Origin of the sequence: Acidovorax sp. SUPP950, from assembly GCF_030158935.1 — a bacterium.
Classification (GTDB): Bacteria; Pseudomonadota; Gammaproteobacteria; order Burkholderiales; family Burkholderiaceae_C; genus Paracidovorax.
The window spans coordinates 737,939-762,853 of record NZ_BQXE01000002.1; the positions used below are offsets into that span (position 1 = coordinate 737,939).

The 24,915-nt window shown below is 66.2% G+C and carries 24 protein-coding genes; 4 read left to right on the forward strand and 20 right to left on the reverse strand.

Features of this window, described 5'->3' with window-relative positions:
• Nucleotides 1-19: 19 nt before the first annotated feature.
• The 6 genes from AVME950_RS12485 to AVME950_RS12510 all read right to left on the reverse strand — a co-directional run bounded on the left by AVME950_RS12485 (nucleotide 20) and on the right by AVME950_RS12510 (nucleotide 6,443).
• On the reverse strand, nucleotides 20-1,057 hold the full coding sequence (locus tag AVME950_RS12485) for a GGDEF domain-containing response regulator (protein ID WP_372588250.1): 1,038 nt from the start codon (nucleotides 1,055-1,057) through the stop codon (nucleotides 20-22).
• Nucleotides 1,058-1,121: 64 nt separating this feature from the next.
• Entirely contained in the window at nucleotides 1,122-2,660 is a 1,539-nt protein-coding gene (gene lysS / locus AVME950_RS12490; RefSeq protein WP_284430060.1) for a lysine--tRNA ligase, read from the reverse strand.
• A 73-nt stretch (nucleotides 2,661-2,733) separates the two neighbouring features.
• A complete protein-coding gene (locus tag AVME950_RS12495; RefSeq protein WP_284430061.1) occupies nucleotides 2,734-3,525 on the reverse strand; it encodes a glycosyltransferase family 2 protein in 792 nt (263 codons plus the stop codon).
• Nucleotides 3,522-4,379 (reverse strand): O-fucosyltransferase family protein, encoded by an 858-nt coding sequence (locus tag AVME950_RS12500; protein WP_284430062.1) that lies wholly within the window; start codon nucleotides 4,377-4,379, stop codon nucleotides 3,522-3,524. The genes AVME950_RS12495 and AVME950_RS12500 overlap by 4 nt, the downstream gene beginning before the upstream one ends.
• The gene (locus tag AVME950_RS12505) at nucleotides 4,376-5,176 is read right to left on the reverse strand and encodes a DUF268 domain-containing protein (protein ID WP_284430063.1); all 801 of its coding nucleotides are present in this window, start codon (nucleotides 5,174-5,176) and stop codon (nucleotides 4,376-4,378) included. Before AVME950_RS12505 ends, AVME950_RS12500 begins: the two co-directional genes overlap by 4 nt.
• Nucleotides 5,166-6,443: a lipopolysaccharide biosynthesis protein gene (locus tag AVME950_RS12510; protein WP_284430064.1), complete on the reverse strand. Its 1,278-nt coding sequence runs from the start codon at nucleotides 6,441-6,443 to the stop codon at nucleotides 5,166-5,168. Before AVME950_RS12510 ends, AVME950_RS12505 begins: the two co-directional genes overlap by 11 nt.
• Nucleotides 6,444-6,490: 47 nt before the next feature.
• Between AVME950_RS12510 and gmd the strand changes: the two genes are divergently transcribed.
• Both gmd and AVME950_RS12520 read left to right on the forward strand, forming a co-directional pair.
• On the forward strand, nucleotides 6,491-7,576 hold the full coding sequence (gmd, locus tag AVME950_RS12515) for a GDP-mannose 4,6-dehydratase (RefSeq protein WP_284430065.1): 1,086 nt from the start codon (nucleotides 6,491-6,493) through the stop codon (nucleotides 7,574-7,576).
• A 23-nt stretch (nucleotides 7,577-7,599) separates the two neighbouring features.
• Nucleotides 7,600-8,541 (forward strand): GDP-L-fucose synthase family protein, encoded by a 942-nt coding sequence (locus tag AVME950_RS12520; RefSeq protein WP_284424286.1) that lies wholly within the window; start codon nucleotides 7,600-7,602, stop codon nucleotides 8,539-8,541.
• Nucleotides 8,542-8,617: 76 nt separating this feature from the next.
• Here the strand turns inward: AVME950_RS12520 and AVME950_RS12525 are convergent, their stop codons facing one another.
• Genes AVME950_RS12525 through AVME950_RS12535 form a run of 3 tightly spaced genes read right to left on the reverse strand, consistent with a single transcriptional unit; the run spans nucleotide 8,618 to nucleotide 11,778 of the window.
• Complete coding sequence (locus AVME950_RS12525) at nucleotides 8,618-9,943, reverse strand: sugar transferase (protein ID WP_284430066.1); 1,326 nt, start codon at nucleotides 9,941-9,943, stop codon at nucleotides 8,618-8,620.
• Nucleotides 9,944-9,950: 7 nt separating this feature from the next.
• Entirely contained in the window at nucleotides 9,951-11,069 is a 1,119-nt protein-coding gene (locus AVME950_RS12530) for a glycosyltransferase (RefSeq protein ID WP_284430067.1), read from the reverse strand.
• 40 nt (nucleotides 11,070-11,109) lie between these two features.
• On the reverse strand, nucleotides 11,110-11,778 hold the full coding sequence (locus AVME950_RS12535; RefSeq protein WP_284430068.1) for an LON peptidase substrate-binding domain-containing protein: 669 nt from the start codon (nucleotides 11,776-11,778) through the stop codon (nucleotides 11,110-11,112).
• Between the two features lie 81 nt (nucleotides 11,779-11,859).
• Here AVME950_RS12535 and AVME950_RS12540 point away from each other — a divergent pair, with 81 nt between their 5' ends.
• Complete coding sequence (locus AVME950_RS12540) at nucleotides 11,860-12,408, forward strand: YggT family protein (protein WP_284430069.1); 549 nt, start codon at nucleotides 11,860-11,862, stop codon at nucleotides 12,406-12,408.
• A 104-nt stretch (nucleotides 12,409-12,512) separates the two neighbouring features.
• On the opposite strand, the gene accD is transcribed toward AVME950_RS12540, so the two are convergent.
• The 7 genes from accD to asd form a co-directional block, all read right to left on the reverse strand.
• Nucleotides 12,513-13,385, reverse strand: a complete 873-nt coding sequence (gene accD / locus AVME950_RS12545) for an acetyl-CoA carboxylase, carboxyltransferase subunit beta (RefSeq protein ID WP_272567902.1) — start codon at nucleotides 13,383-13,385, stop codon at nucleotides 12,513-12,515.
• Between the two features lie 63 nt (nucleotides 13,386-13,448).
• Nucleotides 13,449-14,270, reverse strand: a complete 822-nt coding sequence (gene trpA / locus AVME950_RS12550) for a tryptophan synthase subunit alpha (RefSeq protein ID WP_284424282.1) — start codon at nucleotides 14,268-14,270, stop codon at nucleotides 13,449-13,451.
• Nucleotides 14,267-15,535 carry a tryptophan synthase subunit beta gene (gene trpB / locus AVME950_RS12555; protein WP_284430070.1) on the reverse strand — a complete coding sequence of 423 codons (1,269 nt, stop codon included), beginning with the start codon at nucleotides 15,533-15,535 and terminating at the stop codon, nucleotides 14,267-14,269. The genes trpA and trpB overlap by 4 nt, the downstream gene beginning before the upstream one ends.
• A complete protein-coding gene (locus tag AVME950_RS12560; protein WP_284430071.1) occupies nucleotides 15,535-16,284 on the reverse strand; it encodes a phosphoribosylanthranilate isomerase in 750 nt (249 codons plus the stop codon). The genes trpB and AVME950_RS12560 overlap by 1 nt, the downstream gene beginning before the upstream one ends.
• Entirely contained in the window at nucleotides 16,281-17,120 is an 840-nt protein-coding gene (gene truA, locus AVME950_RS12565) for a tRNA pseudouridine(38-40) synthase TruA (RefSeq protein ID WP_284430072.1), read from the reverse strand. Before truA ends, AVME950_RS12560 begins: the two co-directional genes overlap by 4 nt.
• Before the next feature lie 49 nt (nucleotides 17,121-17,169).
• Nucleotides 17,170-19,869 carry a motility hub landmark protein FimV gene (locus AVME950_RS12570; RefSeq protein WP_284430073.1) on the reverse strand — a complete coding sequence of 900 codons (2,700 nt, stop codon included), beginning with the start codon at nucleotides 19,867-19,869 and terminating at the stop codon, nucleotides 17,170-17,172.
• 263 nt (nucleotides 19,870-20,132) lie between these two features.
• Nucleotides 20,133-21,263 carry an aspartate-semialdehyde dehydrogenase gene (gene asd, locus AVME950_RS12575; RefSeq protein ID WP_284430074.1) on the reverse strand — a complete coding sequence of 377 codons (1,131 nt, stop codon included), beginning with the start codon at nucleotides 21,261-21,263 and terminating at the stop codon, nucleotides 20,133-20,135.
• 310 nt (nucleotides 21,264-21,573) lie between these two features.
• Between asd and AVME950_RS12580 the strand changes: the two genes are divergently transcribed.
• Complete coding sequence (locus tag AVME950_RS12580) at nucleotides 21,574-22,371, forward strand: hypothetical protein (protein ID WP_284430075.1); 798 nt, start codon at nucleotides 21,574-21,576, stop codon at nucleotides 22,369-22,371.
• A gap of 102 nt (nucleotides 22,372-22,473) precedes the next feature.
• Here AVME950_RS12580 and leuB read toward each other — a convergent pair whose 3' ends face one another.
• The 4 genes from leuB to AVME950_RS12600 all read right to left on the reverse strand — a co-directional run bounded on the left by leuB (nucleotide 22,474) and on the right by AVME950_RS12600 (nucleotide 24,884).
• The gene (gene leuB, locus AVME950_RS12585) at nucleotides 22,474-23,544 is read right to left on the reverse strand and encodes a 3-isopropylmalate dehydrogenase (RefSeq protein ID WP_284395897.1); all 1,071 of its coding nucleotides are present in this window, start codon (nucleotides 23,542-23,544) and stop codon (nucleotides 22,474-22,476) included.
• A gap of 91 nt (nucleotides 23,545-23,635) precedes the next feature.
• On the reverse strand, nucleotides 23,636-24,301 hold the full coding sequence (gene leuD / locus AVME950_RS12590; protein ID WP_272567913.1) for a 3-isopropylmalate dehydratase small subunit: 666 nt from the start codon (nucleotides 24,299-24,301) through the stop codon (nucleotides 23,636-23,638).
• A 38-nt stretch (nucleotides 24,302-24,339) separates the two neighbouring features.
• Nucleotides 24,340-24,744 carry a hypothetical protein gene (locus tag AVME950_RS12595; RefSeq protein WP_284430076.1) on the reverse strand — a complete coding sequence of 135 codons (405 nt, stop codon included), beginning with the start codon at nucleotides 24,742-24,744 and terminating at the stop codon, nucleotides 24,340-24,342.
• Nucleotides 24,745-24,785: 41 nt separating this feature from the next.
• Nucleotides 24,786-24,884: an entericidin A/B family lipoprotein gene (locus AVME950_RS12600; RefSeq protein WP_372588273.1), complete on the reverse strand. Its 99-nt coding sequence runs from the start codon at nucleotides 24,882-24,884 to the stop codon at nucleotides 24,786-24,788.
• Nucleotides 24,885-24,915 lie beyond the last annotated feature (31 nt).

Genomic DNA, 24,915 nt, shown 5'->3' on the forward strand with positions numbered 1-24,915 from the left:
TTCGGCAAAAGGTCTCCTGTCAGCCGCGCAGCTGCTCGACGGTGTCCATCTGCATCTCGAAGCTGAAAAAGCGGGCGCGTCCCTGGGCCTTGGCGGCATACAGCGCCTGGTCCGCGCGCATCAGCATGGCCTCCGCGCTGGTGCCTTCGTCAGGGACGCAGGTGGTGATGCCGCCGGACAGCGTGAGCGTCGGGCCGAGCGGCGAATTGGGGTGAGGCAGGGCGCGCACGGACAGCAGCTTGCCCAGCGCCCGTGCAAAGGTCATCGCGCCGGAGCGGGGCGTGCCGGGCAGGATGAGGGCGAACTCCTCGCCGCCGTAGCGTGCCGCCACATCGCGCGGGCGCGTGCACACGTCGCGCAGCAGGCGGCTCACGTCCTTCAGGCAGGCATCGCCCTGCAGGTGGCCGGCGGAATCGTTGTAGCGCTTGAAGTGGTCCAGGTCGCATAGCATCAGGGTGAGCGGCTCGCCCTCCCGCCGCGCCGCGGCGATCTCGTTGTGCAGGATGCGGTCCAGGCCGCGGCGGTTCACCAGCCCGGTCAGGGCATCCACCTCGACCATCTCATTGAGCCGCTGATTGGCCAGGTGCAGCTCCTGCGACAGCGACACCAGCCGGCGGCGCATGTCCAGCAGACGCCGCATGGCGCGAAGCTTGGCAACGAGGACGATCGGCTTGACCGGTTTGACCAGGTAGTCGTCGCCGCCCGACTCGATGCCGCGCCACACGTCCAGGTCGCCGTCCAGGCCGGAGAGAAAGATGATGGGCGTCCAGCCCCCGGGTTCGGCCTCGCGCATCTGCTGCGCGACCCAATAGCCGTCGTTGTGGTCGGACAGGCGGATGTCCAGAAGCACCAGGTCCGGCCGGTGCAACTGGAACAGGTCGAGCGCCTTGTCGCCCGACGCAGCCTCCAGCACATCGACGACGCCGGCATTGCGCAGTTCCGCCACCAGCACCGCGCGCAGGGAGGCCTGATCCTCCACGACCAGCACGGTGAAGGGCATGGTGTCCTCGATGCGGCCCCCACCGGGGGGCAGTGGGGTGGGATGGGTGGTGGTCATCACGGTCCCTTTCCTGAAGGCAGGTGCAGGCCTTTCGGCCGCAAAGGCCGCAGTCCCCAGCCGATCAATGTTCGCGGCGCAGGGCGGGGAACAGGATCACGTCGCGGATGCTGGGGCTGTCGGTGAGCAACATCATCAACCGATCGATGCCGATACCGCAACCACCCGTGGGAGGCATGCCGTACTCGAGCGCCCGCACGAAGTCGTGGTCGAAGAACATGGCCTCGTCGTCGCCGCCATCCTTGGCCGCGACCTGCGCCTGAAAGCGCGCGGCCTGGTCCTCGGCGTCGTTCAACTCGGAAAAGCCGTTGCCGAACTCGCGACCGGTGATGTAGAGCTCGAAACGCTCGGTCACTTCAGGGCGCGTGTCGTTGGCCCGGGCCAGGGGGCTGATCTCGGTCGGGTGCTCCATGATGAAGGTGGGCTGCCAGAGTTTGTCCTCCACCGTTTCTTCGAAGTACAGCACCTGCAGGCTGGCGAGCGTGCGCTTGGACAGCTGGTTCTTCTCTTCGCTCAGCCCCAGCTTCTTGAGGGCGCTGACGAGCCAGGCGGCATCGTCCACATGGGCGCCGGCTTCGGTGTACTGGAAGATCGCCTCGCGGATGGTCAGCCGCTGGAAAGGCTGGGAAAGGTCCACCTCGCGGCCGCCGTAGGTCAGCTGCAGCGTGCCGGCCGCCTTCATGGCCGCATCGCGCACCAGCTGCTCGGTGAAGTCCATCAAGTCGCGGTAGTTCCAGTAGGCCGCGTAGAACTCCATCATGGTGAACTCGGGGTTGTGGCGCACCGAGATGCCTTCGTTGCGGAAGTTGCGGTTGATTTCGAACACCCGCTCGAAGCCGCCCACCACCAGGCGCTTCAGATACAGCTCGGGCGCGATGCGCAGGTACATCTCCTGCTCCAGCGCGTTGTGGTGGGTGACGAACGGCTTGGCATTCGCGCCGCCGGGAATCGGGTGCAGCATGGGCGTTTCCACTTCCAGGAAGCCGTGCTGCACCATGAACTCGCGCAGGCCACTCACGGCCTTGCTGCGGGCGATGAAACGGCTGCGCGCGGTCTCATCGGTCATCAGGTCCACGTAGCGCTGGCGGTATTTCACCTCCTGGTCGGCCACGCCGTGGAACTTGTCCGGCATGGGCCGCAGGCTCTTGGTGAGCAGGCGCAGCGTGGTGACCTTGATCGACAGCTCGCCGGTCTTGGTCTTCATGAGCGTGCCTTCGGCACCCACGATGTCGCCCAGGTCCCAGTGTTTGAAAGCGGCGTACAGCTCTTCACCCAGCGCATCGCGCGTGACGTACAGCTGCAGGCGACCCCCCGTCGTGCCCAGCGAGCCGTCCTGCACGGTGGCGAAGCTGGCCTTGCCCATCACGCGCTTGAGCATCATCCGGCCAGCGACGCTCACGGTGACAGGGCTCGCCTCGAGTGCATCGGCCACGCTTTCGGCGTACTGCGCCTGCAGGTCCGCCACATGGTGCGCGGGCTTGAAATCGTTGGGAAACGCCACGCCCTTGCCTGCTGCCTGGGCCTCCCGCAGGGCCTTGAGTTTTTCGCGGCGCTCGGCGATGAGCTGGTTGTGGTCAATGGCAGGGGTGGGATTGTCGGACATAGATTAATGATGGCGAAGAGAGGCGTCGCGCGACGAAACCGGCCATTTTAAGAGCCAAGTCAGACCAGCGGCCCTAGCGCAGCCAAGTGCGTAACAGCCTGACGCCGAACTTCAAGCAAGAGACCGGCAGCGCCAGCGCCAGCGCGCCCCGATGCCCGCGTCGGCCGACGGCGCCGAGCGCAGCCAGCTCACCGCGCTGCATGCGCCATAGCTGTGCGCTCAGGCCGGAGCTGCCGAAGGCAGGCTTGTACATGAACGACAGCTGCTGGGAGTGGTGTGCACAGCGCCAGCCGGCCGCGATCAGCTGCAGCCACAGTGCGTAGTCTTCGCTGAGTTGGCCATTGTCGGGAAAGCGCACGCGCGCATCGCGCCGCACCAGCACGGAGGACGTGTGAAACGGATTCGACAGCATGGCAGGGACCAGGCCGACAACGCGGGTAGTCAGCGGTTGAGACGCACTCTCCAGCACGAAGGCCGGTATTTTCTGTGCGATCACCCCGGAGTGGCCCCCGATCAGGTCCAGGCCTTGGTTGTGCATGGCGTGTAGTTGGCGCCCGAGTTTGTCGGGCGACCAGATGTCGTCTGCGTCCAGAAAGGCGACGACCTCGCCGGCAGCCAGGTCCAGGCCGCGGTTGCGCGCGGCTGCAGCGCCTGCGTTGCACGGCTGCTTCACCACACGCAGCACGAAGGCGCCTGCGGTGTCATAGTGCTCCGCCAAGGAGACGGATCCGTCGAGCGAGCCGTCATCCACGCAGATCACCTCGAATGGTGGCAAGGTCTGGTTGCGTATCGAGTCCAGAGCGCGCCGCAAGGTCGCTTCGGCGTTGTAGACGGGGATGACAACGGAGACGCGCGGCAGGCTCATGGTTCCATGGCGAAGTCAGCGTCGAGTCGATGCCACAAGGGCAATGAAGGGTCGGTCGCGGTGAGCGCGAGGCCGCGGAACCACGGCGTGGGCGCGAACACGGTGTGAGCACGGCCCACATAGCCAGCCAGCGCACTGAACGAACTGTTGGCACAGGCCAGCACGTCGGCGTTGATCAAGGCCTGCAATGCCTGGTCGGCTGTTTCCCTGCCGCCGAGGTGGGTGTCGAGGAACAGGCAGCGGTCCGGTGCCACCAACGGCGAAAGCATGGCCCGCGCGTGGACATAGTCGTCGGAAATGACGAGCCACTGCAGTTCAGGCCAACTGCGCTCCAGTGCCTGCAGCACGCCGCGGTAGTAGCCTGCGCCGAGCGGTCCGATCTGTTCGCGGTTGTAACGCGAGGCAGCGTAATCGCCCCCTCGCACGTGCAGGGCTGCATAGCGTGACAGGCCCGGGGGTGCGGCGCGAAACGTCGGGCGCAGCAGTTCGCGTGCCTGTCGCAGCGCGCGCTCGCTGTGGTGGCGGGGATGCTGGTAGTAGCCGTAGTGATAGCGTGCACGCCAATCGCCGTGGGCAGGGGTTGCATCATTGTGGAGTTGGCCCAGCAACCGGGCTGCACGCACGACCACCCGCTCGACACGCCACAGCCCTTCCGTGCGGCGAGTCGGCAATCGCAGGTCAGTGAACACCTTGGCCAATTCCAGCGCGCCGATGGCCTGGTTGCCTGGTACTTTGCGCAGGAAGCTGGTGTCGAGTGCAACGTCGGCTCCCGACTCGGCCAGCGTCAGCGCGTGCAGCCATTCGAAGAACTGATTGCCGAGCCCGCCGCGCAGAAAAACACGTGTGGTCGTCATATGGGATCGCCGGTGTGCGGGGGCATGCGCTCGAAGGTGAAGATGCCGAGGGCGTAGTCCTGCTGCTCAATTCGGTCCAGTTCGGCTTCCCAATGCGGATAGTCGATCACGCGCCGTTCGGCACCAACCGCCGCGAACTGGCGCAGCGAAAGGCCTTCCGCTTCGGCCATTCGGACGATGCTGCGTGGCGAGAAAACCCGGTGGGCGTTGAACAGCACGCGTTCGATGCCGACGGGCACCGAAAGGTAGAGCCGACCACCCGGACGCACGATATGGGCCATGTTTCGCAGGCCTGTGGCGCTGCCTGCGGGATCAAGCACATCGCCATAGCGGCCAAGTCCAAAATGCTCCAGGGCATGCAGGCAGGACAGCGAATCGCAGTAGTTCGCCAGTTCTGGGGCTGGGTTCATCAGATCGGCCTGCTTGAAGCGGATGCTCGGCAGCTCCGTGGTGATGGCGCGGATATCGAAGACTTCGATGTCACGAAAGCTGGCGATATGCGCCACGAAACCATCGACACGGGACCCGATATCGACATGGCGCTCCGGCCCATGCCGGTGGATCTGCTGCGCCACGTGCAGATCCTGCAGGAAATACTCGCTTTTGGTCGTACCGCCCTCTTCGTACCAGTCATGGAGGCAGGGCATGAGCTCGAGCCGTCCTTGGTACTGGCGTCGGAAGCGCAAAAGGTCGCGCAGGTAGCGCGGCGTGCCGCGCAGCGAGCGCAGCAGTCGACGCGGGTCGATGCCGAACTGCTCCGAGAGGATCCAATAAAACTTCTTCAGCTTAGCGTTCATGGTCGATCTTGAGGAGCCCGGGCAGACTGGCGATAAAGCCGATGAAATTGATGATGAGCCAACCCGATGTCGCGCCAACCATGCCGAAACGCGACACCATGGGAGGAATGACCAGCAGACACAGCACCCCGGCCAGCAGGTTGACTTGCAGGATGCGCTGGATTTTTCCACGCACCAGCCAGTGGGCGTAGCCCACGTTGTAGAACGCGTTGATGATGGCACCGAACAGCAGCCAGCCGAGCAGCGGGTAGACCACCGAAACGGCATGCCCGTCCTTCAGCCACCACTCCAATAGCCGTTCCCCTCCGACGGCATAGACGGCGATGCCGATGGCTGCGGCCAATGCGATCAGTCCGAAGAGCCGTCCGTACAGATGGCGAAGGGCGGCTGGGTCGTCCTTGAGGCGAAGTGCGCGGGGCAGGACTGCCTGCATCAGCGGGTACACCAACTGCAGCACGCCCGCCGCTGCGGAAGAGGCGATCACATAGTAGCCAAAGTCCGCGATCGGTATCAGGTTGCTGAGCAGCACCTTGTCCAGCTGCATCGTGAGTGCGCCCAGGCCCGAAGCGGCAGCGAGACCGGCGATCGCCGGCCAGGCTTGGCGGACCACGTCGCCTTGCCACCGTGCGTCGCCACGATGCGTTCCGGTTGCAGACCAGGCAACGTGGGCACGTAGAGCGGTTTCGAACAGGCCTGCTGCGACGTGCCAGGCCAGATAGGTGGTCAGCGATGGCCAGGTGGTCACGGCGAGAACAGCGCCCCCGTGGCGGAGCAGCGTGGCAGCGAACAGGATCTTGTTCAGTGCCACCTGATGTTCCGTGCCGACAAGAAGGCTACGGTAAAGCGATCCCGGGAACATCGTTGCGAAAATGGCGGCCGCTCCGATCACCGCGGCCTGGCCGCTGGCCTTCGCGGCCTCATCCAGATGGAGCCAGTGGCGTGCGATCGGGGCTGCGAGCAGGACCAGCCCGAGGCCGATCAGCAGTGCGAGCGCCCAGTAAATGCGCTCGAAGCCGTACAGCAGTGCGGCTGTGCGCGGCTTGGCCGCCCCTTCGCCGGCGGCACGCAACGAGATCTCGCGCACCAAGGCCTGGCTCATGCCTGCGTCGAGCAGGTTGAGTACGGCCTGCAGCGTCGTGACGAAGCCCACGAAGCCGAATTGCAGGGGGCCCAGCGCAGCGAGATACCAGGGCAGGGCGAGGATGGGCGCAAGCGCGACCGCGCCCGAGCCGACGTAGTTCGCCAGAATGTTGCGCTTAAGGGACATGAAAGAGCGCAGCGCCTATGATTGGGTCGTCTTCCTGACCTCTATACATGCAAAAAGTCGCGCTTATCACCGGCATCACGGGCCAGGACGGGGCCTATCTGGCCGAATTCCTGCTGGGCAAGGGTTACATCGTGCACGGCATAAAACGCCGGGCATCGTTGTTCAATACCGATCGCATCGACCATCTCTATCAAGATCCCCACATTACTGACCGCCATTTGATCCTGCATTATGGTGATCTGGCCGACAGCACGAACCTGATTCGCATCATCCAGCAATCACAGCCCGATGAAATCTACAACCTCGCGGCCATGAGCCACGTGGCTGTCAGCTTCGAGACGCCCGAATACACGGCCAATGTCGACGGTATTGGCACGCTGCGCATCCTGGAAGCGATCCGCATCCTGGGCATGGAGCGCAAGACGCGCTTCTACCAGGCCAGCACTTCCGAACTCTATGGGCTGGTGCAGGAAGTGCCGCAGAAGGAAAGCACGCCGTTCTACCCGCGCAGCCCCTACGCCGTGGCCAAGCTCTATGCCTACTGGATCACGGTCAACTATCGGGAGGCTTACGGCATGTATGCCTGCAACGGCATCCTGTTCAACCACGAAAGCCCCGTGCGAGGCGAGACCTTCGTGACGCGCAAGATCACGCGCGCCATGGCGCGCCTCCACCTGGGCCTGCAGGATTGCCTGTACCTTGGCAATCTCGATGCACTGCGCGATTGGGGCCACGCGAAGGACTACGTGGAAATGCAGTGGCTCATGATGCAGCAGGAGGTGGCCGAAGACTTCGTCATCGCGACGGGCGTGCAGCACAGCGTGCGAGACTTTGTTTCGGCGGCGGCGCATGAGCTCGGCATGCAGATCGAATGGTCGGGCCATGGTGTGGACGAGGTTGGCCGGGACGCCCAGGGCCGTGCCATTGTCAAGGTGGACCCGAGATACTTCCGACCCACGGAGGTCGAGTCGTTGCTCGGCGATCCTACCAAGGCGCGCGAGAAGCTCGGCTGGACGCCGCGCATTGGATTTGGCGAACTCGTGGCCGAGATGGTGCGCGAGGATCTGAAAAGCGCCCAGCGCGACGAACTGGTCAAGAAGTACGGTTTTTCTGCCTACGACTACAACGAATGACGGCAACGTTGACGAGGGTGGACATGGACAGGAAAGCCAAGATCTACGTGGCAGGCCACCGTGGCATGGTGGGCTCGGCCCTGGTGCGCAAGTTGTCCGAGCGCGGTTACGAAAACCTGGTGACGCGCACGCATTCCGAGCTGGACCTGCTGGATCAGTCTGCGGTACATGCCTTCATGGCGCATGAAAAGCCCGACTACGTGTTCCTTGCCGCTGCCAAGGTGGGTGGCATACAGGCCAACAACGTGTCGCGGGCAGACTTCATCTATCAGAACCTCATGATCGAGGCCAACGTGATCCATGCCGCGCATGCCGCCGATGTGCAGCGGATGCTGTTCCTGGGATCGAGTTGCATTTACCCGCGCGACTGCCCACAGCCGATCAAGGAGGAGTACTTGCTGACGGGTCCGCTCGAGCCCACGAACGAACCCTATGCCATTGCCAAGATCGCGGGCATCAAGCTCTGTGAGAGTTTCAACCGTCAGTACGGCCGGCATTACGTGAGCGCGATGCCGACGAACCTCTACGGCCCCAACGACAACTACGACCTCAACACCTCGCATGTGCTGCCTGCTTTGCTGCGCAAGGCCCATGAGGCGAAACGGCGTGGCGACCCTGTGATGAAGCTGTGGGGCTCGGGGCGCCCGCGCCGGGAGTTCATGCATGTGGACGACATGGCAGACGCCTGTGTGTTCCTGATGGAGCAACTCGACATCACGGACGGCCTGTTCAATGTCGGCACGGGAACTGACGTGACGATTGAAGAACTGGCCCGGCGGATCATGGGCGTGATCGGTTTCGAGGGCACGCTGGCTTTCGACCCCAGCAAGCCCGATGGCACGCTGCGCAAATTGCTGGACGTTGGCATGTTGCGGCGCCGTGGCTGGAGCGCGCGCATTCCGCTGGATACCGGGATTGCCCAGACCTATCGGTCTTTCCTCGAAACGCCCGAAGCGCGGGGATGAGCCGCGGGAGGTGCGGTGGATGGGGCAGGCCGGAAGTCTTCGCCGCGTTTTCTGGAACTGCCAGCGCCGAACGAAACTAACGCGACCCAAATCCCCCCGCCACGATGCGCAGCGTCTTGTACGCAATCAGCAAGTCCAGGGCCACGGAATAGTGCGCCACGTAATAGAGGTCATAGCTGAGCTTGATGGCGGTCTGCTCCTCGCTGTCGGCGTAACCCTGCTGGACCTGGGCCCAGCCCGTCAGTCCGGGGCGCACGAGGTGGCGGTAGGGGTACGCGGGAATCCGGTCGGCGAACACGCGCACGAACTCCGTTTGCTCTGGCCTCGGACCGATCAGGCTCATCTCGCCCTTCAGCACATTCCATAGCTGGGGCAGTTCGTCCAGACGGGTGCGGCGGATGAACCGGCCCACGGAGGTCACCCGGTCATCGTTGGGCTGGGCAAAGCGCGCTGTGCGGTCGTCGCCGGCATGGCGCATGCTGCGCAGCTTCCAGATGCGGAACGCACGGCCATTGCGGCCGACGCGGATCTGGGAAAAAAGCATGGGCCCTGGCGAATCCAGCTTCACCGCCAGGCCGGCGGCCAGGCACAGCGGCAGCCACACCGGCAGCCCTGCCAGCGTGAGGAGCAGGTCGGTCAGCCGCTTGAAGGTGTCGTAGGCCGGGTTGCCGTCCAGGGTCCACAGGTCCTGGGTCTGCTGGTGGGGCAATATTTTTCGGCCGCTCAGCAGTTCGGCCACGGCCTCCACGCTGTAGAGCCGCACATGCTGCAGACGCAAATCGCTGATCCATCGCTCGCGTGCGGCGCTCGAGGGGGCATGGCGATCCAGCACCACGCCGGCCCATTGGGGGGCAGCGTGGGTTGTGCCGGTGTCCGTGCCGAACTCTTCCAGGGGCGTCCAGGGCAGCAGCGCGATGTGGTGCTGGCTGGCCTGGGCCGTGTCGCCCAGCAGCTCCCGAAGGCGCAGGGGCACGGTATCGTCCAGATAGGCCAGGGACAGCACCTGGTGCCTCCGGTTGCGCCAATGGCCGACCAGGAACCATGCCGACGAGAGCAGGTACACGAGAAGAACGGCGCCGCGGGAATAGGGCTGCTGCAGCAAGGCGAAACCCAGCGGGGCGGCAAGGTAGGGGGCTGCGGTCGCGACGAAGAGAAAGCGGCGTCCCTCGAACTGAGGCAGATAGGCGCCGTTGTAGAGCCAGTGGGCGGTCATGGCATACGGAATGGCGCACCACAGCACCGTCTGCGGAAACTGGTAGGTCACCCAGTCGTACCGCTCCAGGCCGAGCCCCGCCAGATAGCTCACCAGCAGAATCAAGGTGCCACCCAGCGCCCAGCGCAGCACGGCACCCTGTCGGTGCGCCGTGGAGGAGCCGAGTTCGCGGCGTGGAATGCTGTTCATGGAATCGTCAGTGGGTGCGCGAAGTCGCCGCGGCGTAGACCGAGCGCACGGCCAGAGCCATGCGCTTTGCGGTGTAGTGCTGCTCGTAGCGTTGCCGTGCTGCCGCGCCCATGCGGGCGCGCAGTGCTGGCGACTCTATCAGTTGCCGCAACGCCGTGGCCCATGCTGCGGGATCGGGCGCCACCAGGCGCGCATGAGCCGACTCCGGCAGCAATTCGCGAATGCCCGGCAAATCGCTGGCCACGATGGCCATGCCCGCACGCATCGCCTCGATCAGCGAAATGGGCAGGCCTTCGTGATCCGATGCCAGCACGAAGATGGCGTGCTTGGCCAGTTGGGCCGCAACATCATCCACATCGCCGGTGAAGCGCACCGCTTGCAGGCCCAATCGATGGGCCAGTGCGCGGTGGGCTGCCAGCTCGGGGCCGCCGCCGAAAAAGGTGGCGGGGACTTCGTGCCCCAGGGCGCCGCGCAACTGGGCGAGTGCGTGCAGCAGGATGTCCGGGCGCTTGGGCGGTGCCATGCGGGCAACCATCGCGATCGCCGGCGCCGCTTCGGCGGTCGATGCTGCGCTATTGCCTGGGACTGCCACATCCTCGACGCCGTTGTGGATGACGGACACCCGCCGCGAAGGCAGCGGTAACACGAGCGCCAGCCGGCGCTCATGGTCCGAGACACAAATCATGCGCCGGGTCAGCGGGGCCAGCAGCCACTCCATGGCAAGGGCCACTGTGCGGCGCTTCCAGGGATGTCCCGCCTTGAAGGCGAAGCCGTGCACGGTGTAGATCACGGGGGTGCGGGTCAGTGCACCGGCCAACCGGGCTACGACGCCGGCCATCGCACTGTGGGCATGGAGCAGATCCGGAGATTGTTCGAGCACGATGCCCCGCAGGGCCCAGGCGGCGCGCACCACGTGCACCGGGTTGAGCGCATTGCCCAGCGCGGGGACGCGATGCACCGCGAGGTGCGAAGCCTCCAGGGCATTGGCCAGTGGCGGATGCGGTTCGGCGCCGCCGATGGCCACCTGGACCGCAACGCCCTGGCGGGCAAGTTCCCGGCAGAGGGTGAGCACATGGCTCTGCGCGCCCCCGACCTCGCCCTTGGTGATGACCTGCAGGACCTTCACGGCAGGGGCGCGCCAGGCCGGGCCGCTGCGCCCTTCGTGTTCACGGCGCGATGCCCGTGCGCTCCAGCACGTCTCCCACGAGTTCCAGGCGCAGCAGCGGGCTGTCGAGTTGCATGAGCTGCTGCTTCAGGTCCAGCGGCACGGGGAGCAGTTCGCACCAGCGATTGGCGACCCAACCGCAGTCGCCCAGTTGCTCGGGGGTGGGGTCGGGGAGGCTGGAGGGGTCGTCCGCACCCCGGTGGCGCAGGCGTGCGAGCACCTGCTCGAGCGCGGCGGCCGTGTTGCGCAGGTCCTCCGGGACGGGGAGCGGCACATCCGGGGGCATCTGCTCGATGTCGGCCACCCACAGGCCGTGCGGCAGCAGGTGGCGGCGCACGATGCGAAAGCGGGCCGAGCCCTCGGCTCGCAGAACGATGAGGCCAGGGTGCGACGTGTCGATCTCCGCAATGTTCGCGAGCGTTCCTGCATCGTGGAACTGCTCGGGCGCTGCACCTGCCTGGCGCACTTCCTGGCCGCTCGTCAGGGCAACGACACCGAACGGTGCGCCCGCCTGCTGGCATTTGCGCACCATGTCGAGATAGCGCACCTCGAAGACGCGAAGCGAGAGCATCCCGCCCGGGTACAGCACGGTCCCCAGCGGAAAGAGCGGCAGGGAGGTCAGCGTGAGCGGCGGCAATGACGGCTCGGAAGGTGGGGGCACGAAGGTCATGGGCAGGCGGGTTGGCCCGCTATCATCCCACGGCGGAACCCTTCGCACCATCGCCCCAGATTCTCCACATCACGAGGTTTCATGCTTTACCAGATCGCTTCTTTTCTGCTGGACGTGGTGGGCGGCCTGCTTGCCGGGGCTTGCCTGCTGCGGCTTTACATGCAGCTGCAGCGCGTGCCTTTTGGCAACCCTATCGGGCAACTGGTTTTCGCGCTGAGCGACTGGCTGGTCCTGCCCCTGCGCAGGATCGTGCCTGCCACGGGGCGCTGGGATTGGGCCAGCCTGGTCGCGGCGATTTTGATCCAGCTGGTGCAGTACCTGTTGCTCTGGCTGCTGCTGGGCGCCGGCCCGGGCCTGGTGCTGCTGCTCTGGCTGGCCGTGTTCGGTCTGGTGCGCGCGGCGATCTACGGACTGATCGGCCTGCTGATCGTCTATGCCGTGCTCTCGTGGGTTCAGACGCGCTCACCCCTTGCCGACGTGATTGCCCGCTTGTGCGAGCCGTTGCTGCGCCCCGTGCGGCGCGTGGTGCCGCTCCTCGGCGGGGTGGATCTGTCGCCGCTGGTGGTGCTGGTGTTGCTGCAGGTGTGCCTGATCGTGGTGGGCAACATACAGGGATGGGTGCTGCGGTAGGGGCCGGCAGCGGAATTCGCCCCGCCCATAAAAAATAGCCGCCACCGCTGATCCAGTCAGCGGTGGCGGCTATTGTTTTGGTATCGGCCGAAGCGTGTGGGCGATCAGGCCACCGAGTCTGCCGGCAGGCGCTGCAGCATCGCCAGGCTCTTGGCCACGGTGCCGCGCAGTTCGCGGCGGTCGCAGATGAAGTCCACGGCGCCCTTGGTCTGCAGGAATTCAGCGCGCTGGAAGCCTTCTGGCAGCGTCACGCGCACGGTCGATTCGATCACGCGCGGTCCGGCAAAGCCGATCAGTGCCTTGGGCTCGGCGATCACGATGTCGCCCACGAAGGCAAAGCCGGCCGAGACGCCGCCCATGGTCGGGTCGGTCAGCACGCTGATGTAGGGCAGGCCCTTCTTGGCCAGCCGGGTGAGGGCCGCGTTGGTCTTGGCCATCTGCATCAGCGAGAGCAGGCCTTCCTGCATGCGCGCGCCGCCTGTGGCGGTGAAGCACAGGAAGGGTACCTTCTGCTCGATGGCGGTTTCCACGCCGCGCACGAAGCGCTCGCCCACCACGCTGCCCATGCTGCCGCCCATGAAGTCGAACTCGAAGCACGCCACCACGATGTTGATGCTGCGCACCGAGCCGCCCATCACGATGAGCGCATCGGTTTCCCCGGTGTTTTCCAGGGCTTCCTTCAGGCGGTCGGGGTACTTGCGGCTGTCCTTGAACTTCAGCGCATCGACCGGCAGCACTTCCTGGCCGATTTCATAGCGGCCTTCGGCGTCCAGGAACGCGTTCAGGCGGGGGCGGGCATTGATGCGGTGGTGGTGGCTGCAGTGTGGGCAGACGTTCTGGTTCTGCTCCAGATCGGTCTTGTACAGCACCGTCTCGCAGCTCGGGCACTTGATCCACAGGCCTTCCGGCACCTGGCGGCGCTCGGTCGGGTCGGTCTGCTGGATTTTGGAGGGCAGGAGTTTTTCGAGCCAGGACATATCGGTTTCCTCTTCGCTTCAAGTCTCAGCCGGCGCGCCACGGACCGGGCGCGCGGGCTGCAATTATGCGTCCAGCGCCTTGCGCACCCCCCGCAGGAAGTCGATGGTGACGGGCACCACCTTCTCGTGCGGCTGGTCTTCCAGCAACTGGATGATGCGGCTGCCGATGACCACGGCATCGGCCACGCGCCCGATCGCCTGGGCCGTGGCCGCGTCGCGGATGCCGAAGCCCACGCCCACGGGAATGTGCACATGCCGGCGGATGACGGGCAGCATGGCCTCGACGGCGGTCGTATCGAGAGCGCCCGAGCCGGTCACGCCCTTGAGGGACACGTAGTACACGTAGCCGCTGGCCACGCGCGCGACCTGCTGCATGCGCTGTTCCGTGCTGGTGGGCGCCAGCAGGAAGATCAGGTCCATGCCGTGTTCGCGCAGGCTGGCCGCGAACGCTTCGCTTTCCTCGGGCGGGTAGTCGACGATGAGCACGCCGTCCACGCCCGCCTCGGCGGAATCGCGCACGAAGGCGCCTGCGCCATGGATCTGGTCGTAGCGCTCCACCGGGTTGGCGTAGCCCATCAGCACGACGGGCGTCTTGTCGTTGCGCTGGCGGAAATCGCGCACATGGCCCAGGACCTGCACCATGCCCACGCCCAGCGAGAGCGCCTTTTCCCCGGCCTTCTGGATCACCGGGCCGTCGGCCATGGGGTCGGAGAAGGGCACGCCCAGTTCGATCACGTCGGCCCCGGCTTCGACCATGCCATGCATGAGCGCGGGCGTGATGTCGGCGAACGGAAAGCCGGCGGTCACATAGGGAATGAGCGCCTTGCGCCCCTTGGCCTGCAGTTCTGCGAAGGTGTTCGCAATGCGGTTGCGCGGCGAGCTCATGCGGCAGGCCCTCCCTTGACCCCAAGGCCGCGCATGGAGGGCCGGTCGTACACATCGGCCCCCGACAGGTCGGCGACCGTGCCGATGTCCTTGTCCCCACGGCCCGACAGGTTCACCAGGATGGACTGGTCGGCTGGCATGGTCTTGGCGAGTTTCATGGCGTAGGCCACGGCATGGCTGGATTCCAGTGCCGGAATGATGCCTTCGGTGCGGCACAGGTAATGGAAGGCGGCCAGCGCCTCGGCATCGGTGATCCCGACGTATTCGGCACGGCCGATTTCCTGCAGCCACGCGTGCTCGGGCCCGACGCCCGGGTAGTCCAGGCCCGCGCTGATGCTGTGCGTTTCGGTGATCTGGCCGTTCTCGTCCTGCAGGATGAACGTGCGGTTGCCGTGCAAGACGCCCGAGCTGCCGCGCTGCAGCGAGGCGGAGTGCTTGCCGCTGTCCAGTCCCTCACCGGCGGCTTCCACGCCGATCAGGCGTGTCTTCTCATAGGGAATGTAGGGGTGGAAGATGCCCATGGCATTGCTGCCGCCGCCCACGCAGGCGATCACCGCGTCGGGCTGCTGGGTGCTGGCCTTCTGCTCGGCCAGCATGGCCGGCATCTGTTCCAGGCACTCGGTGCCGATCACGCTCTGGAAATCGCGCACCATCATGGGATAGGGGTGCGGGCCCGCCACCGTACCGATGATGTAGAAGGTGTCGTCCACATGGGCCACCCAGTCGCGCATGGCTTCGTTCAGCGCGTCCTTGAGCGTCCTGCTGCCCGAATCGACGGGCACGACGGTCGCGCCCAGCAGCTTCATGCGGTACACGTTGGGGCTCTGGCGCTTGACGTCCTCCGAGCCCATGTACACCACACATTCGAGGCCATATCGCGCGCAGATGGTGGCCGTGGCGACGCCGTGCTGGCCTGCGCCCGTCTCGGCGATGATGCGCGGCTTGCCCATGCGCCGGGCGAGCATCGCCTGGCCGATCACGTTGTTGATCTTGTGGGCACCGGTGTGGTTAAGGTCTTCGCGCTTGAGGTAGATCTGCGCGCCGCCCATCTCGCGGCTCATGCGTGCCGCGTGGTAGACGGGGGAGGGGCGCCCCACGAAGTGCTTCAGCTCCGAATGGAATTCGGCCAGGAACTCCGGATCATTCTGGTAGCGGGCATAGGCCTCGCGCAGTTCGGTCAGGGCGTGGGTGAGAGTTTCGCTCGCGAAACTACCGCCATAGGGGCCGAAATGGCCGGCGGCGTCGGGTTGCTGGTAGGAAAACATCAATGAATCTTTGCAAATTGCGCATCGGCCGCCTGCACGGCGGCGATGAAGCGTTGGATCTTGCCGGCGTCCTTGATGCCCCGCAACGGCTTGCCGCCGGGGCCATCGGCTTCCACGCCGGAACTGACGTCAACCGCGAGCGACAGGCCGCGCGGCCGCACCTGCAAGATGCCATCGGTCACGTTTGCAGGCGTGAGTCCACCAGACAAAACGAGGTGAGAGCCGACGCTTGGAGGTAGAAGTGACCAATTGAATGCCTTGCCGCCACCGCCATAACCTTCGACATGGGCGTCGAGCAGGATGGCCTGGGCGCGGGAGTGGGTTGCCGCGAATTGTACGAGGTCGAACCGCGCCGCACCGTCGCCAAGGGGAATGCGTGCCGCTCGCAGGAACGGCCGCGCGCCGTCCGCAGTTGCCGCCCAGCAGTCTTGTGGCGATTCATCCCCATGGAATTGGACCGTTGCCGACGGAATCATTGTGCAGGCTGCTATCACTTCTGTAGCGTTGGCATTCACGAACAACAGCACCGGCGTCACGAACGGAGGCAGCCTGCGGGCCAGGGCTGCGGCGCGTTGCGGCGTGATGCCGCGCGGGCTGGCGGCGTAGAGCACGAAACCCACGGCATCGGCGCCGGCCGCCACGGCCGCATCCACATCGTCCTCTCGGGTGAGGCCGCAGATTTTGACGCGGGTGCGGTGGTGGAGGTGAAAGGGGGCAGGTGGGGGGCTGGCGGGCTGGGAGCGGCTCATGGAAGCCAATCATACGCAGCGGTGCGCAGGGGCAGGCCCCATGCGGCATCGTAGAGCGGTCCCTGAAAGTACAGCCCGTCGGGCGAAAACGTGGGCGCGGCCGCATCGCGCGAGCGGGCCCGCAACACCTCGTGCATCCAGCTGGCGGGCTGATTTCCCTGCCCGATCGCGACCAGGCAGCCCATGATGTTGCGGATCATGTGGTGCAGGAACGCATTGCCCTCGAACTCGAATCGCCAGTAGCAGGGCTGCCAGTCGTGCGGCGGTGCATTGGCCGGCGGGCCGGCATCGCCTTCGGCGGGGCCCCGCCGCGTGATCGTGATGCGCTGTAAGGTCTTGACCGGCGATTTGGCCTGGCAGGCCGATGCCCGGAACGAGGTGAAGTCGTGCTCTCCGAGCAGGTGGGCGGCGGCTTCGCGCATGGCGCTGCCGTCCAGCGGATGGAATACCCAGCCCACGCGCGCGCTGTCCACGCTGGGGCGCACAGGCGACTGCAGCAGCACATAGGCGTAGCGGCGGGACGTGGCGCAAAAACGCGCATGGAAGGTCTCCGGCACCGGGTGCGCCCATTGCACGGCGATGTCGGCAGGCAGGAAGGTGTTGGTGCCGCGCACCCAGGAAAACGGCGTGCGGTCGAGCGGCGTATCGAAATGGACCACCTGCATGAGCCCGTGCACGCCCGCATCGGTGCGGCCGGCGCAGATGGTGGACACGGGTTGCGTGGCAAAGCGGCCGAGCGCCGCTTCCAAGTGGTCTTGGATGGTTCTGCCGGAAGACTGGCTCTGCCAGCCGTTGTAGCCCTGCCCGTTGTAGCTGACGCCGAGCGCCATCCTCATGGATGGCGTCCCGGTGCGGCAGGGAGCGTGGCGGCGCTGGTGCCGTGCATCAGCCCAGTTCGGACAGCAGGCGTTGCGCCCGTGTCTTGAGCGCGCCGGACGATTCGGCGATGACTTCTTCGATGAGGGTGCGTGCACCTTCGCTGTCGCCGATGGCGTTGAATTCTTCCGCCAGGGCAAGCTTGGTCGCCAGCGGATCGTCGGGCAGGGCCGGGGTCGCTTGCGGAAGATCCTGCACGGCCGGGCTGGCGGATGGGCTGGTATTGCCGGCAGGCGTGTCCAGGTCCAGCGACAGCGCTCCGAGGTCGAACTCGAGCGGCGCCGGGCCCGATGGGGCGGCTTCGGCGGACGACAGCGGTGCCGGAGCGGAATCCATCAGTCGCAGGTCGGTCGGGAATTCCAGGTCGGCCGTGTCGGGAGGTGGCGACAGCGGGTCGGCCGCGGTGGCCACCGGCTTGTCCCATGACGGATCGGGCAGGTCCAGGGCACCCGTGTCCAGAGCGGGTGGCTCCGAAACGGCGGGGGCCGGCGCCGGTGCGGGAGCCCAGGCCGGCGCGGCGGCCATGGCACCAGCGGCGGCGGCCGCAGCGGCGAAGGCACCCGGTGCGGCAGGCGGCGCGGGCGGCGCCTCGGTCAGGGCGTCATCCGCCAGATCGAGGTCGAGGTCCAGATCGGGCGGCAGGGCCGCACTGGTGGCGCCGGCCATCTGCGGACGGCCGTCCGTGAAGGTGCTGGCAAAGCCGTTGCCGGTGTTGGGGCCGTCGTCGTCCAGGACCACGCCAGGGCGGCCGCCGGGTTGGTACAGCGCGTTCTCGGGGTCGAGTTCGCGGCCCAGTTCGGACACACGGGTCCAGTCGGGGCCTTGGCCATCGGTCAGCCGGAAGACATCCTGCGCCACGGCTTCCAGCGCCTTGCGGTCCTGGCGCTTGGCATAGATCTCGCCGAGCTTGACGTGGACCGAGGTGCGGTCCGGGTTGTGGCGCACGGCCTCCTTGAGGATCTCTTCGGCCTGCAGGTCGCGGCCATAGGCCAGATACACGTCGGCTTCGGCCACGGGATCGACATCGCCGCCGGCATCGAGCTGGCTGGGCGAATAAGCCATCGAAGAACCGGTGCTCAGCTGGCTGCTGGCCGTGTCCACGCGCTGGCCGCCGCTGGCGCCGAAGAACGAATCCGGCTGCAGCTTGCTTTCCATGAACGAACTGTCCACCGCGTGCTGGTTGCGGCGGTTCTGGACCGTGCGGTAGACGCCATAGCCCAGCAGCAATGCCAGCAAGGCACCGCCGGCCAGCGGCAGCATGGGGTCGTCGAACAGGTTGGAGAAGAAGCCTGGCTCCTCCGTGTCGGGGGCTGGGGCGGGCACGGCAACGGGCGCTGGCGCCGGTGCGGGTGCAGGGGCTGCCACCACGGGCGGGGCTGGCTCGGCACTCGCCACGCTGGATGCCGGGGTTGCCGCCGCGCTGGCGGGCGTCACGGCAGCAGCGGGGGCCGCAGGGGCGCTGGCCACGCTGGCGGCGGCTTGTGGCGCGGGCGCCGCAGCGGGCGGTACCACGGCGCCCGTGGCCACGGCTGCGCCCGTGGCGGCGCTGGCGGCGGCTGACGGCGCGCTGCCGGAGCCCGTGGACACCGGCGCGGAGGCGGTTCCGAGCTTGTTCAGGTCGGAGATGTTCTTCGACAGCTCGGCCATGCGCGCCGATGCGGCGCTGGCCTGCTTGTCCTTGGCCACCTGGTCTTCAGCAGCCTTCTGGCCTTGCACGGCGCCCTTGGACAGGGTGAGCTTGTCTGGCGCGGCCGTGGCGGGCTTGCGGTCCTCGACCTGGGTCTGGACCTTGCCGCTGGCCGAACGCTCGGCGGCGGCCACCTCGGCGGAGGGTGCGGCACCGGCCAAGCGGCGGCGGAATTCGTTGAAGTCGCGGCTTTGCGCGGCAATGATCTGGCGTGCCTCGCCGGGGGGAGTGGCCCGTGCCTGGGTTTCATCGGGCAGTTGCAGCACCGCGCCCGATTTCAGCCGGTTCACGTTGCCACGGATGAAGGCGTCGGGGTTGGAACGCATCATCGCCACGAGCATCTGGTCGAGCGACACGCCAGCGGGGCGGTTGGCGGCGGCCAGGCGGCCCGCGGTATCGCCAGCCTGCACGGTGACCGAACCGGCGGCACCCGCCGGGGCCGGCGCTGCGGCAGGGCGGGGCGTAGGGGCTGGCGCCAGGCGTGGTGTGGCGGTGGCTGCCGCTTGGGACGGCGCCGACTCGGCAGTCCGGGGCGTGCGCGGGGCCGGTGCAGCGGCCGGGGCGGACGGCGCCGTCACCTGGGGCGATGCGGTCACGGTGGCCGGCGCGCGGCGCAGGGCCGGCGGGTCGAACAGCATGGTGTAGCTTCGCACGATCTGGCCGGAGTTCCAGGTGGCATCCAGCACCAGATCGACGAAGGGGTCGTTGATGGGGCGGTCACTGGTGAGCTGCAACACCATCGAGCCATCGCTGCGGCGCTGCAGTTGCACGCGCAGGCTGTTCAGCGCGGGCGACACTTCCATCCCCTGGGCGCGGAACACCTGAGGGGACGCGGGGGCTGCCCGCAGCGAATCCGCTTCGGCGGCAGTGATCTGGGGCAGCTCGATCTCGGCGCGCAGGGGCTCGCCAAGGGCGGACTGCACGGTAAGGCGGCCCAGGGCGAGAGCATTCGCATCGGTGGCATACAGGCCGGCCGACATGACGGCCGCGGCGGCCAGGATTGAGAGTTTCCAACGATGCATGTGTGCCATCAACAAAAGAGGATTGTGCGGTCTGGCAAGGTGCCAGATTCAGGCAGTTTTGGTTCCGCGCGTAAGCGTGAAAATGTGTAAAAAGCACAATAGCATCAATGTTTTGCACTGACAAGCTGAGCCAAGGCGCAACCTTTGGGCGCCTTTCAGAAGGGCAATGTGCACCGCAGCAATGTTGTCAAAGGACAACGAGCAGTAACAAAACGTTGGTGCTTAAACGCGCTGGCACCGGTTCGGTGTCAGCGCCCGCCGCATCATTCGGCCAGCAGGATGCGCAACATGCGGCGCAGCGGTTCGGCGGCACCCCACAGCAGTTGGTCGCCGATGGTGAACGCGCCGATGTATTCCGGCCCCATCGCCATCTGGCGGATGCGGCCCACGGGAATCGTCATGGTGCCGGTCACGGCCACGGGGGTCAGGTCCTTCAAGGTGGCTTCGCGCGTGTTTGGCACGACCTTCACCCACTCGTTGTCGGCGGCGATCATGGCCTCGATGTCGGCCACGGGCACGTGCTTCTTCAGCTTGAAGGTCAGGGCCTGGCTGTGGCAGCGCATGGCCCCCACCCGCACACAAAAACCGTCCACAGGCACCGCGGGCGTATCGAAGCCTTCGCCCTGGCCCATGATCTTGTTCGTCTCGGCCATGCCCTTCCACTCTTCCTTGGACATGCCGTTGCCCAGGTCCTTGTCGATCCAGGGGATCAGGCTGCCGCCCAGGGGCACGCCAAAGTTGGCGGTTTCCGCGTCCGACAGGCTGCGCTGCTTGGCGATGACCTTGCGGTCGATTTCCAGGATGGCGCTCTTGGGATCGTCCAGGAGCGAGCGGACTTCCGCGTTCAGCGTGCCGTATTGCGTCAGCAGTTCGCGCATGTGCTGGGCGCCGCCGCCGCTGGCTGCCTGGTAGGTCTGCGTGCTCATCCACTCGACCAGGCCGGCCTTGTACAGCGCACCCACGCCCATCAGCATGCAACTCACGGTGCAGTTGCCGCCGATCCAGTTCTTGCCGCCTTTGGCCAGGGCATCGTGAATCACGGGCAGGTTGACCGGGTCCAGCACGATGACCGCGTCTTCCTTCATGCGCAGCGTGGAAGCGGCGTCGATCCAGTGGCCGTTCCAGCCGGCATCGCGCAGCTTGGGAAACACTTCGGTGGTGTAGTCGCCGCCCTGGGCGGTCAGGATGATGTCGCAGCGCTTGAGGGCGTTGATGTCGAAGGCGTCCTGGAGCGTGGTTTCGTTCTTGGCCTGCGCCGGGGCCTTGCCGCCTGCGTTCGACGTGGAGAAGAACACGGGCTCGATGAGACCGAAATCGCCTTCGGCCTGCATGCGGTCCATCAATACGGAGCCGACCATGCCGCGCCAGCCGACCAAACCTACCAACTTGCTCATTTCAACGCCCCTATTCAGTTTAAGAAACAGTACCCGACCGGGACTTTTCGCCTGGCTCGTCTGGCCAGGAAGGGCGCACGACGAACCAGGCTGGATCAGCCCTTAATGGTCGTGGTTTTGGTGGTGGTTGCGCGCGCGGCCCCACCGGCCAGGGCGGCGGGTGCAGTGTTCAGCAGGGTGAACGGGCGGGCGGCAAACATAGGCGGCGATTGTAGCGGAAGGCCTTTTGCCGACGGTGCTGTTTTTTGAGGGGCGGCGGGAGGTGTTGTTTAACATCCGGCCTTTTTCCACGTCAAAGGTCCCTCACCGCATGCGCATCGTCGCCACCGCCTTTCTTGCCCTGGCCGCTCTGTTGAGCGGCTGCAATGCCTCACAGGACAGCCCAGCATCGATCGCGCCGCAGGAGACGCAGAGGGTTCGCGATGCCGTCGATGAACTGGCCCGCCAGGATTTTCCGGCCATCGAGGCCCGGCTGGCGCCCCGGTTGCGCACCGCCGATCTGCGGCAGAGCCTGGGCCGGATGGCGGCATTGATCCCCCCGGGACCGCCCCAATCCGCCGAGGCGGTGGGCGTTCAGGTTCTGAAGACCGATTCCGCCACCTTCCACCACCTCACGCTCGAGTACGAATACCCGCAGTCCTGGCTGGTCGTCTCTGCCATGCTGGAGCAGCGCGACGGCGCGGTCGTCTTCAATGCACTGCAGGTGACGCCGGCGTCGCAGTCCCTGGCCGCCACCCACCGCTTTTCGCTGGAAGGCAAAACGCCTGGCCACTACCTGTTCCTCGCGCTCGCGATCGGCATTCCGCTCGGGATCGTCTATACGCTGTGGGTCTGCGTCCGCACGCCGATCCCGAAGCGCAAGTGGCTGTGGTGTGCCGGGGTGGCGGTGGGCGTGGTGCAGTGCCATCTGGACTGGACCACGGGCGCATGGTCCGCGCAGTGGTTGAGCCTGCAGCTGCTGGGAGCGGGCTTTGCGAAGGCCGGGCCCCAGGCTCCGCTCATCCTCACCATCTCCGCACCGGTGGGGGCGCTGGCCTTCTGGGTGCGTCGCCGGTCCTTCGTTCGCGCGGCATCGGCCGCGCCGCAGGCCGCACCCGACGCGCGCTGATACCAGCGATCGCCAACGCCTGGACCGATAAAAAAAGGGTGGCCGGCGGGCCACCCTTTTGGGCAGGAACGGCCCGCTTCAGCGCGTGCCGGGCTGCAACGGTCAGCCCAGGGCCTTCACCACGGCGTCGCCCATCTGCGCCGTGCCCACCTTCGTGGTGCCTTCGCTCCAGATGTCCGGCGTGCGCAGGCCTTGGGCCAGCACCTTCTGCACGGCCGCTTCGATGCGCTGGGCGGCCGCTTCCTGGTTCAGGCTGAAGCGCAGCATCATCGCGGCGCTCAGGATGGTCGCCAGCGGATTGGCCACGCCCTTGCCGGCGATGTCGGGCGCGCTGCCATGGCTGGGCTCGTACAGACCCTGGTTCTTGCTGTTGAGGCTGGCCGAGGGCAGCATGCCGATGGAGCCGGTGAGCATGGAAGCCTCGTCCGACAGGATGTCGCCGAACATGTTGCCGGTGACCACCACGTCGAAGGCCTTGGGGGCCTTCACCAACTGCATGGCCGCGTTGTCCACGTACATGTGTTGCAGTTCCACGTCGGGGTACTGCTGACCCACTTCGGTGACCACGTCCTTCCAGAACTGGAAGGTTTCCAGCACGTTGGCCTTGTCCACGCTGGTGACCTTCTTGCTGCGCTTGCGCGCGGCCTGGAACGCCACGTGGGCGATGCGCTCGATCTCCGGCTTGGAGTAGCGCATGGTGTCGAAGGCCTCTTCGGCACCGGGGAAGTGGCCGTCCACGGCCGTGCGCCGGCCGCGCGGCTGGCCGAAGTAGATGTCGCCCGTCAGCTCGCGGATGATGAGGATGTCGAGGCCCGAGATCAGCTCGGGCTTGAGGCTCGAAGCGCCCACCAGCTGCTCGTAGCAGATGGCCGGGCGGAAATTGGCGAACAGCCCCAGGTGCTTGCGCAGGCCCAGGATGGCCTGCTCGGGGCGCAGGGGGCGGTCGAGCTTGTCGTACTTCCAGTCACCCACGGCGCCGAACAGCACGGCGTCGGCGTCCTGCGCCAGCTTCAGCGTGGCTTCGGGCAGCGGGTGGCCGTGGGCCTCGTAGGCGGCGCCGCCGACCAGGGCGGACTCCATCTCGAACGGAAGGCCCAGCACGTCCAGCACCTTGACGGCCTCTGCCACGATTTCCGTGCCGATGCCGTCACCCGGCAAAACTGCGATTTTCATGTCTTTGCTTCTCTTTTGATAGCGATATGCCCTAGTGCTTATTGCGCTGCGGGCCGATTGGATACTTGATGTTTGGCTGCTGCCGTGCAGATCAGCCCGCCATGGTGTGGGCCAGCCAGGGCTTGGTGGCCAGGCGCTGGGCCTCGAACACCTTGATCTTGTCGGACTGCCGCAGGGTCAGGCCGATGTCGTCGAACCCGTTGAGCAGGCAGTACTTGCGAAAGGCGTTCACCTCGAACGGAATCTCTTCGCCCACGACCTCGTCGCGGTTCTGGCGCACGATCACCTGGCGCTCCAGATCGATGGTGAGCTGGTAGCCGGGAAAGGCGTGCACCTCATCGAACAGCTGCGCCACGGTGGCCTCGGGCAGCACGATGGGCAGCAGGCCGTTCTTGAAGCAGTTGTTGAAGAAGATGTCCGCGAAGCTCGGCGCGATCACGGCGCGAAAGCCGTATTGGTCCAGCGCCCAGGGCGCGTGCTCTCGGCTCGATCCGCAGCCGAAATTCTTGCGCGCCAGCAGGATGGACGCGCCGGCGTAGCGGGGCTGGTTGAGCACGAAGTCCGGGTTGGGCTTGCGGCTCGCCGGGTCCTGGCCCGGCTCGCCGTGGTCCAGGTAGCGCCATTCGTCGAACAGGTTCACGCCGAAGCCGGTCTTCTTGATCGACTTGAGGAACTGCTTCGGAATGATGGCGTCGGTATCGACGTTCTCGCGGTCCATGGGGGCCACGAGGCCTTGGTGGAGGGTGAATTTCTGCATGGTATGTGTCCGTGAAAGGGCTCGAAGGCAGCGGTGCGTTACTGCCCGTTGCCCCAGGTGCCGCCCTTGATGGCGGCGGTGGATATTTCGCAGGCCTTGCGTTTTTCCTGCACGGCTTCGGGCGACAGGTTGTAGTAGTAGGCGTCCAGCGGCTGGCCCATCAGCCCCTTGCACGCGCCACTGGCAGGCCGGGGGCACTGGGCGAGGAAGGTCACCTTGCCTGCCTTGCCCCCGAGCTGGGCCGAGGTCTGCGCCAGGCCGTTGCAGCTCGCCTTGAGTTGCTCGGCCGGAATGCCGGCGGTGAACTCCATGCAGTCCTTCACCGCCACGGTTTTGCCGGCGACGGGCACGTTGCCTTCGATCACGCAGGCGCGGTCGGCCGCCAGGGCCGTGGCGGAACCGCCCAGGAGCCAGGCAGCGAAGAGGGGCCATACGGCTTTCATGCGGCGGTCCTTTCTGGAGGTCTGGGGCGTGGCGCGGCCGGTCATTTGGCGGCCCGTTCGATGGCGCTGCCCGCGCGTTGCACGTCCTGGCCCATGCCCTTGACGGTGTTGCAGCCGGCCAGCAGGCAAGCGAGGGCCAGGGTGAGAAGGGTGGCGGTCTTGTTCACGGCA

What these genes read in the sequence shown, in the direction of transcription:
- AVME950_RS12485 (WP_372588250.1), bottom strand. Translation starts at nt 1,057, where the DNA reads ATGACCACCACCCATCCCACCCCACTGCCCCCCGGTGGGGGCCGCATC.
- AVME950_RS12560 (WP_284430071.1), bottom strand. Translation starts at nt 16,284, where the DNA reads ATGAGCCGCTCCCAGCCCGCCAGCCCCCCACCTGCCCCCTTTCACCTC.
- AVME950_RS12535 (WP_284430068.1), bottom strand. Translation starts at nt 11,778, where the DNA reads ATGACCTTCGTGCCCCCACCTTCCGAGCCGTCATTGCCGCCGCTCACG.
- accD (WP_272567902.1), bottom strand. Translation starts at nt 13,385, where the DNA reads ATGTCCTGGCTCGAAAAACTCCTGCCCTCCAAAATCCAGCAGACCGAC.
- trpA (WP_284424282.1), bottom strand. Translation starts at nt 14,270, where the DNA reads ATGAGCTCGCCGCGCAACCGCATTGCGAACACCTTCGCAGAACTGCAG.
- AVME950_RS12540 (WP_284430069.1), top strand. Translation starts at nt 11,860, where the DNA reads ATGCTTTACCAGATCGCTTCTTTTCTGCTGGACGTGGTGGGCGGCCTG.
- AVME950_RS12510 (WP_284430064.1), bottom strand. Translation starts at nt 6,443, where the DNA reads ATGTCCCTTAAGCGCAACATTCTGGCGAACTACGTCGGCTCGGGCGCG.
- AVME950_RS12520 (WP_284424286.1), top strand. Translation starts at nt 7,600, where the DNA reads ATGGACAGGAAAGCCAAGATCTACGTGGCAGGCCACCGTGGCATGGTG.
- truA (WP_284430072.1), bottom strand. Translation starts at nt 17,120, where the DNA reads ATGAGGATGGCGCTCGGCGTCAGCTACAACGGGCAGGGCTACAACGGC.
- leuD (WP_272567913.1), bottom strand. Translation starts at nt 24,301, where the DNA reads ATGCAGAAATTCACCCTCCACCAAGGCCTCGTGGCCCCCATGGACCGC.
- AVME950_RS12570 (WP_284430073.1), bottom strand. Translation starts at nt 19,869, where the DNA reads ATGCATCGTTGGAAACTCTCAATCCTGGCCGCCGCGGCCGTCATGTCG.
- leuB (WP_284395897.1), bottom strand. Translation starts at nt 23,544, where the DNA reads ATGAAAATCGCAGTTTTGCCGGGTGACGGCATCGGCACGGAAATCGTG.
- AVME950_RS12525 (WP_284430066.1), bottom strand. Translation starts at nt 9,943, where the DNA reads ATGAACAGCATTCCACGCCGCGAACTCGGCTCCTCCACGGCGCACCGA.
- AVME950_RS12595 (WP_284430076.1), bottom strand. Translation starts at nt 24,744, where the DNA reads ATGAAAGCCGTATGGCCCCTCTTCGCTGCCTGGCTCCTGGGCGGTTCC.
- asd (WP_284430074.1), bottom strand. Translation starts at nt 21,263, where the DNA reads ATGAGCAAGTTGGTAGGTTTGGTCGGCTGGCGCGGCATGGTCGGCTCC.
- AVME950_RS12500 (WP_284430062.1), bottom strand. Translation starts at nt 4,379, where the DNA reads ATGACGACCACACGTGTTTTTCTGCGCGGCGGGCTCGGCAATCAGTTC.
- AVME950_RS12505 (WP_284430063.1), bottom strand. Translation starts at nt 5,176, where the DNA reads ATGAACGCTAAGCTGAAGAAGTTTTATTGGATCCTCTCGGAGCAGTTC.
- gmd (WP_284430065.1), top strand. Translation starts at nt 6,491, where the DNA reads ATGCAAAAAGTCGCGCTTATCACCGGCATCACGGGCCAGGACGGGGCC.
- AVME950_RS12580 (WP_284430075.1), top strand. Translation starts at nt 21,574, where the DNA reads ATGCGCATCGTCGCCACCGCCTTTCTTGCCCTGGCCGCTCTGTTGAGC.
- lysS (WP_284430060.1), bottom strand. Translation starts at nt 2,660, where the DNA reads ATGTCCGACAATCCCACCCCTGCCATTGACCACAACCAGCTCATCGCC.
- trpB (WP_284430070.1), bottom strand. Translation starts at nt 15,535, where the DNA reads ATGTTTTCCTACCAGCAACCCGACGCCGCCGGCCATTTCGGCCCCTAT.
- AVME950_RS12495 (WP_284430061.1), bottom strand. Translation starts at nt 3,525, where the DNA reads ATGAGCCTGCCGCGCGTCTCCGTTGTCATCCCCGTCTACAACGCCGAA.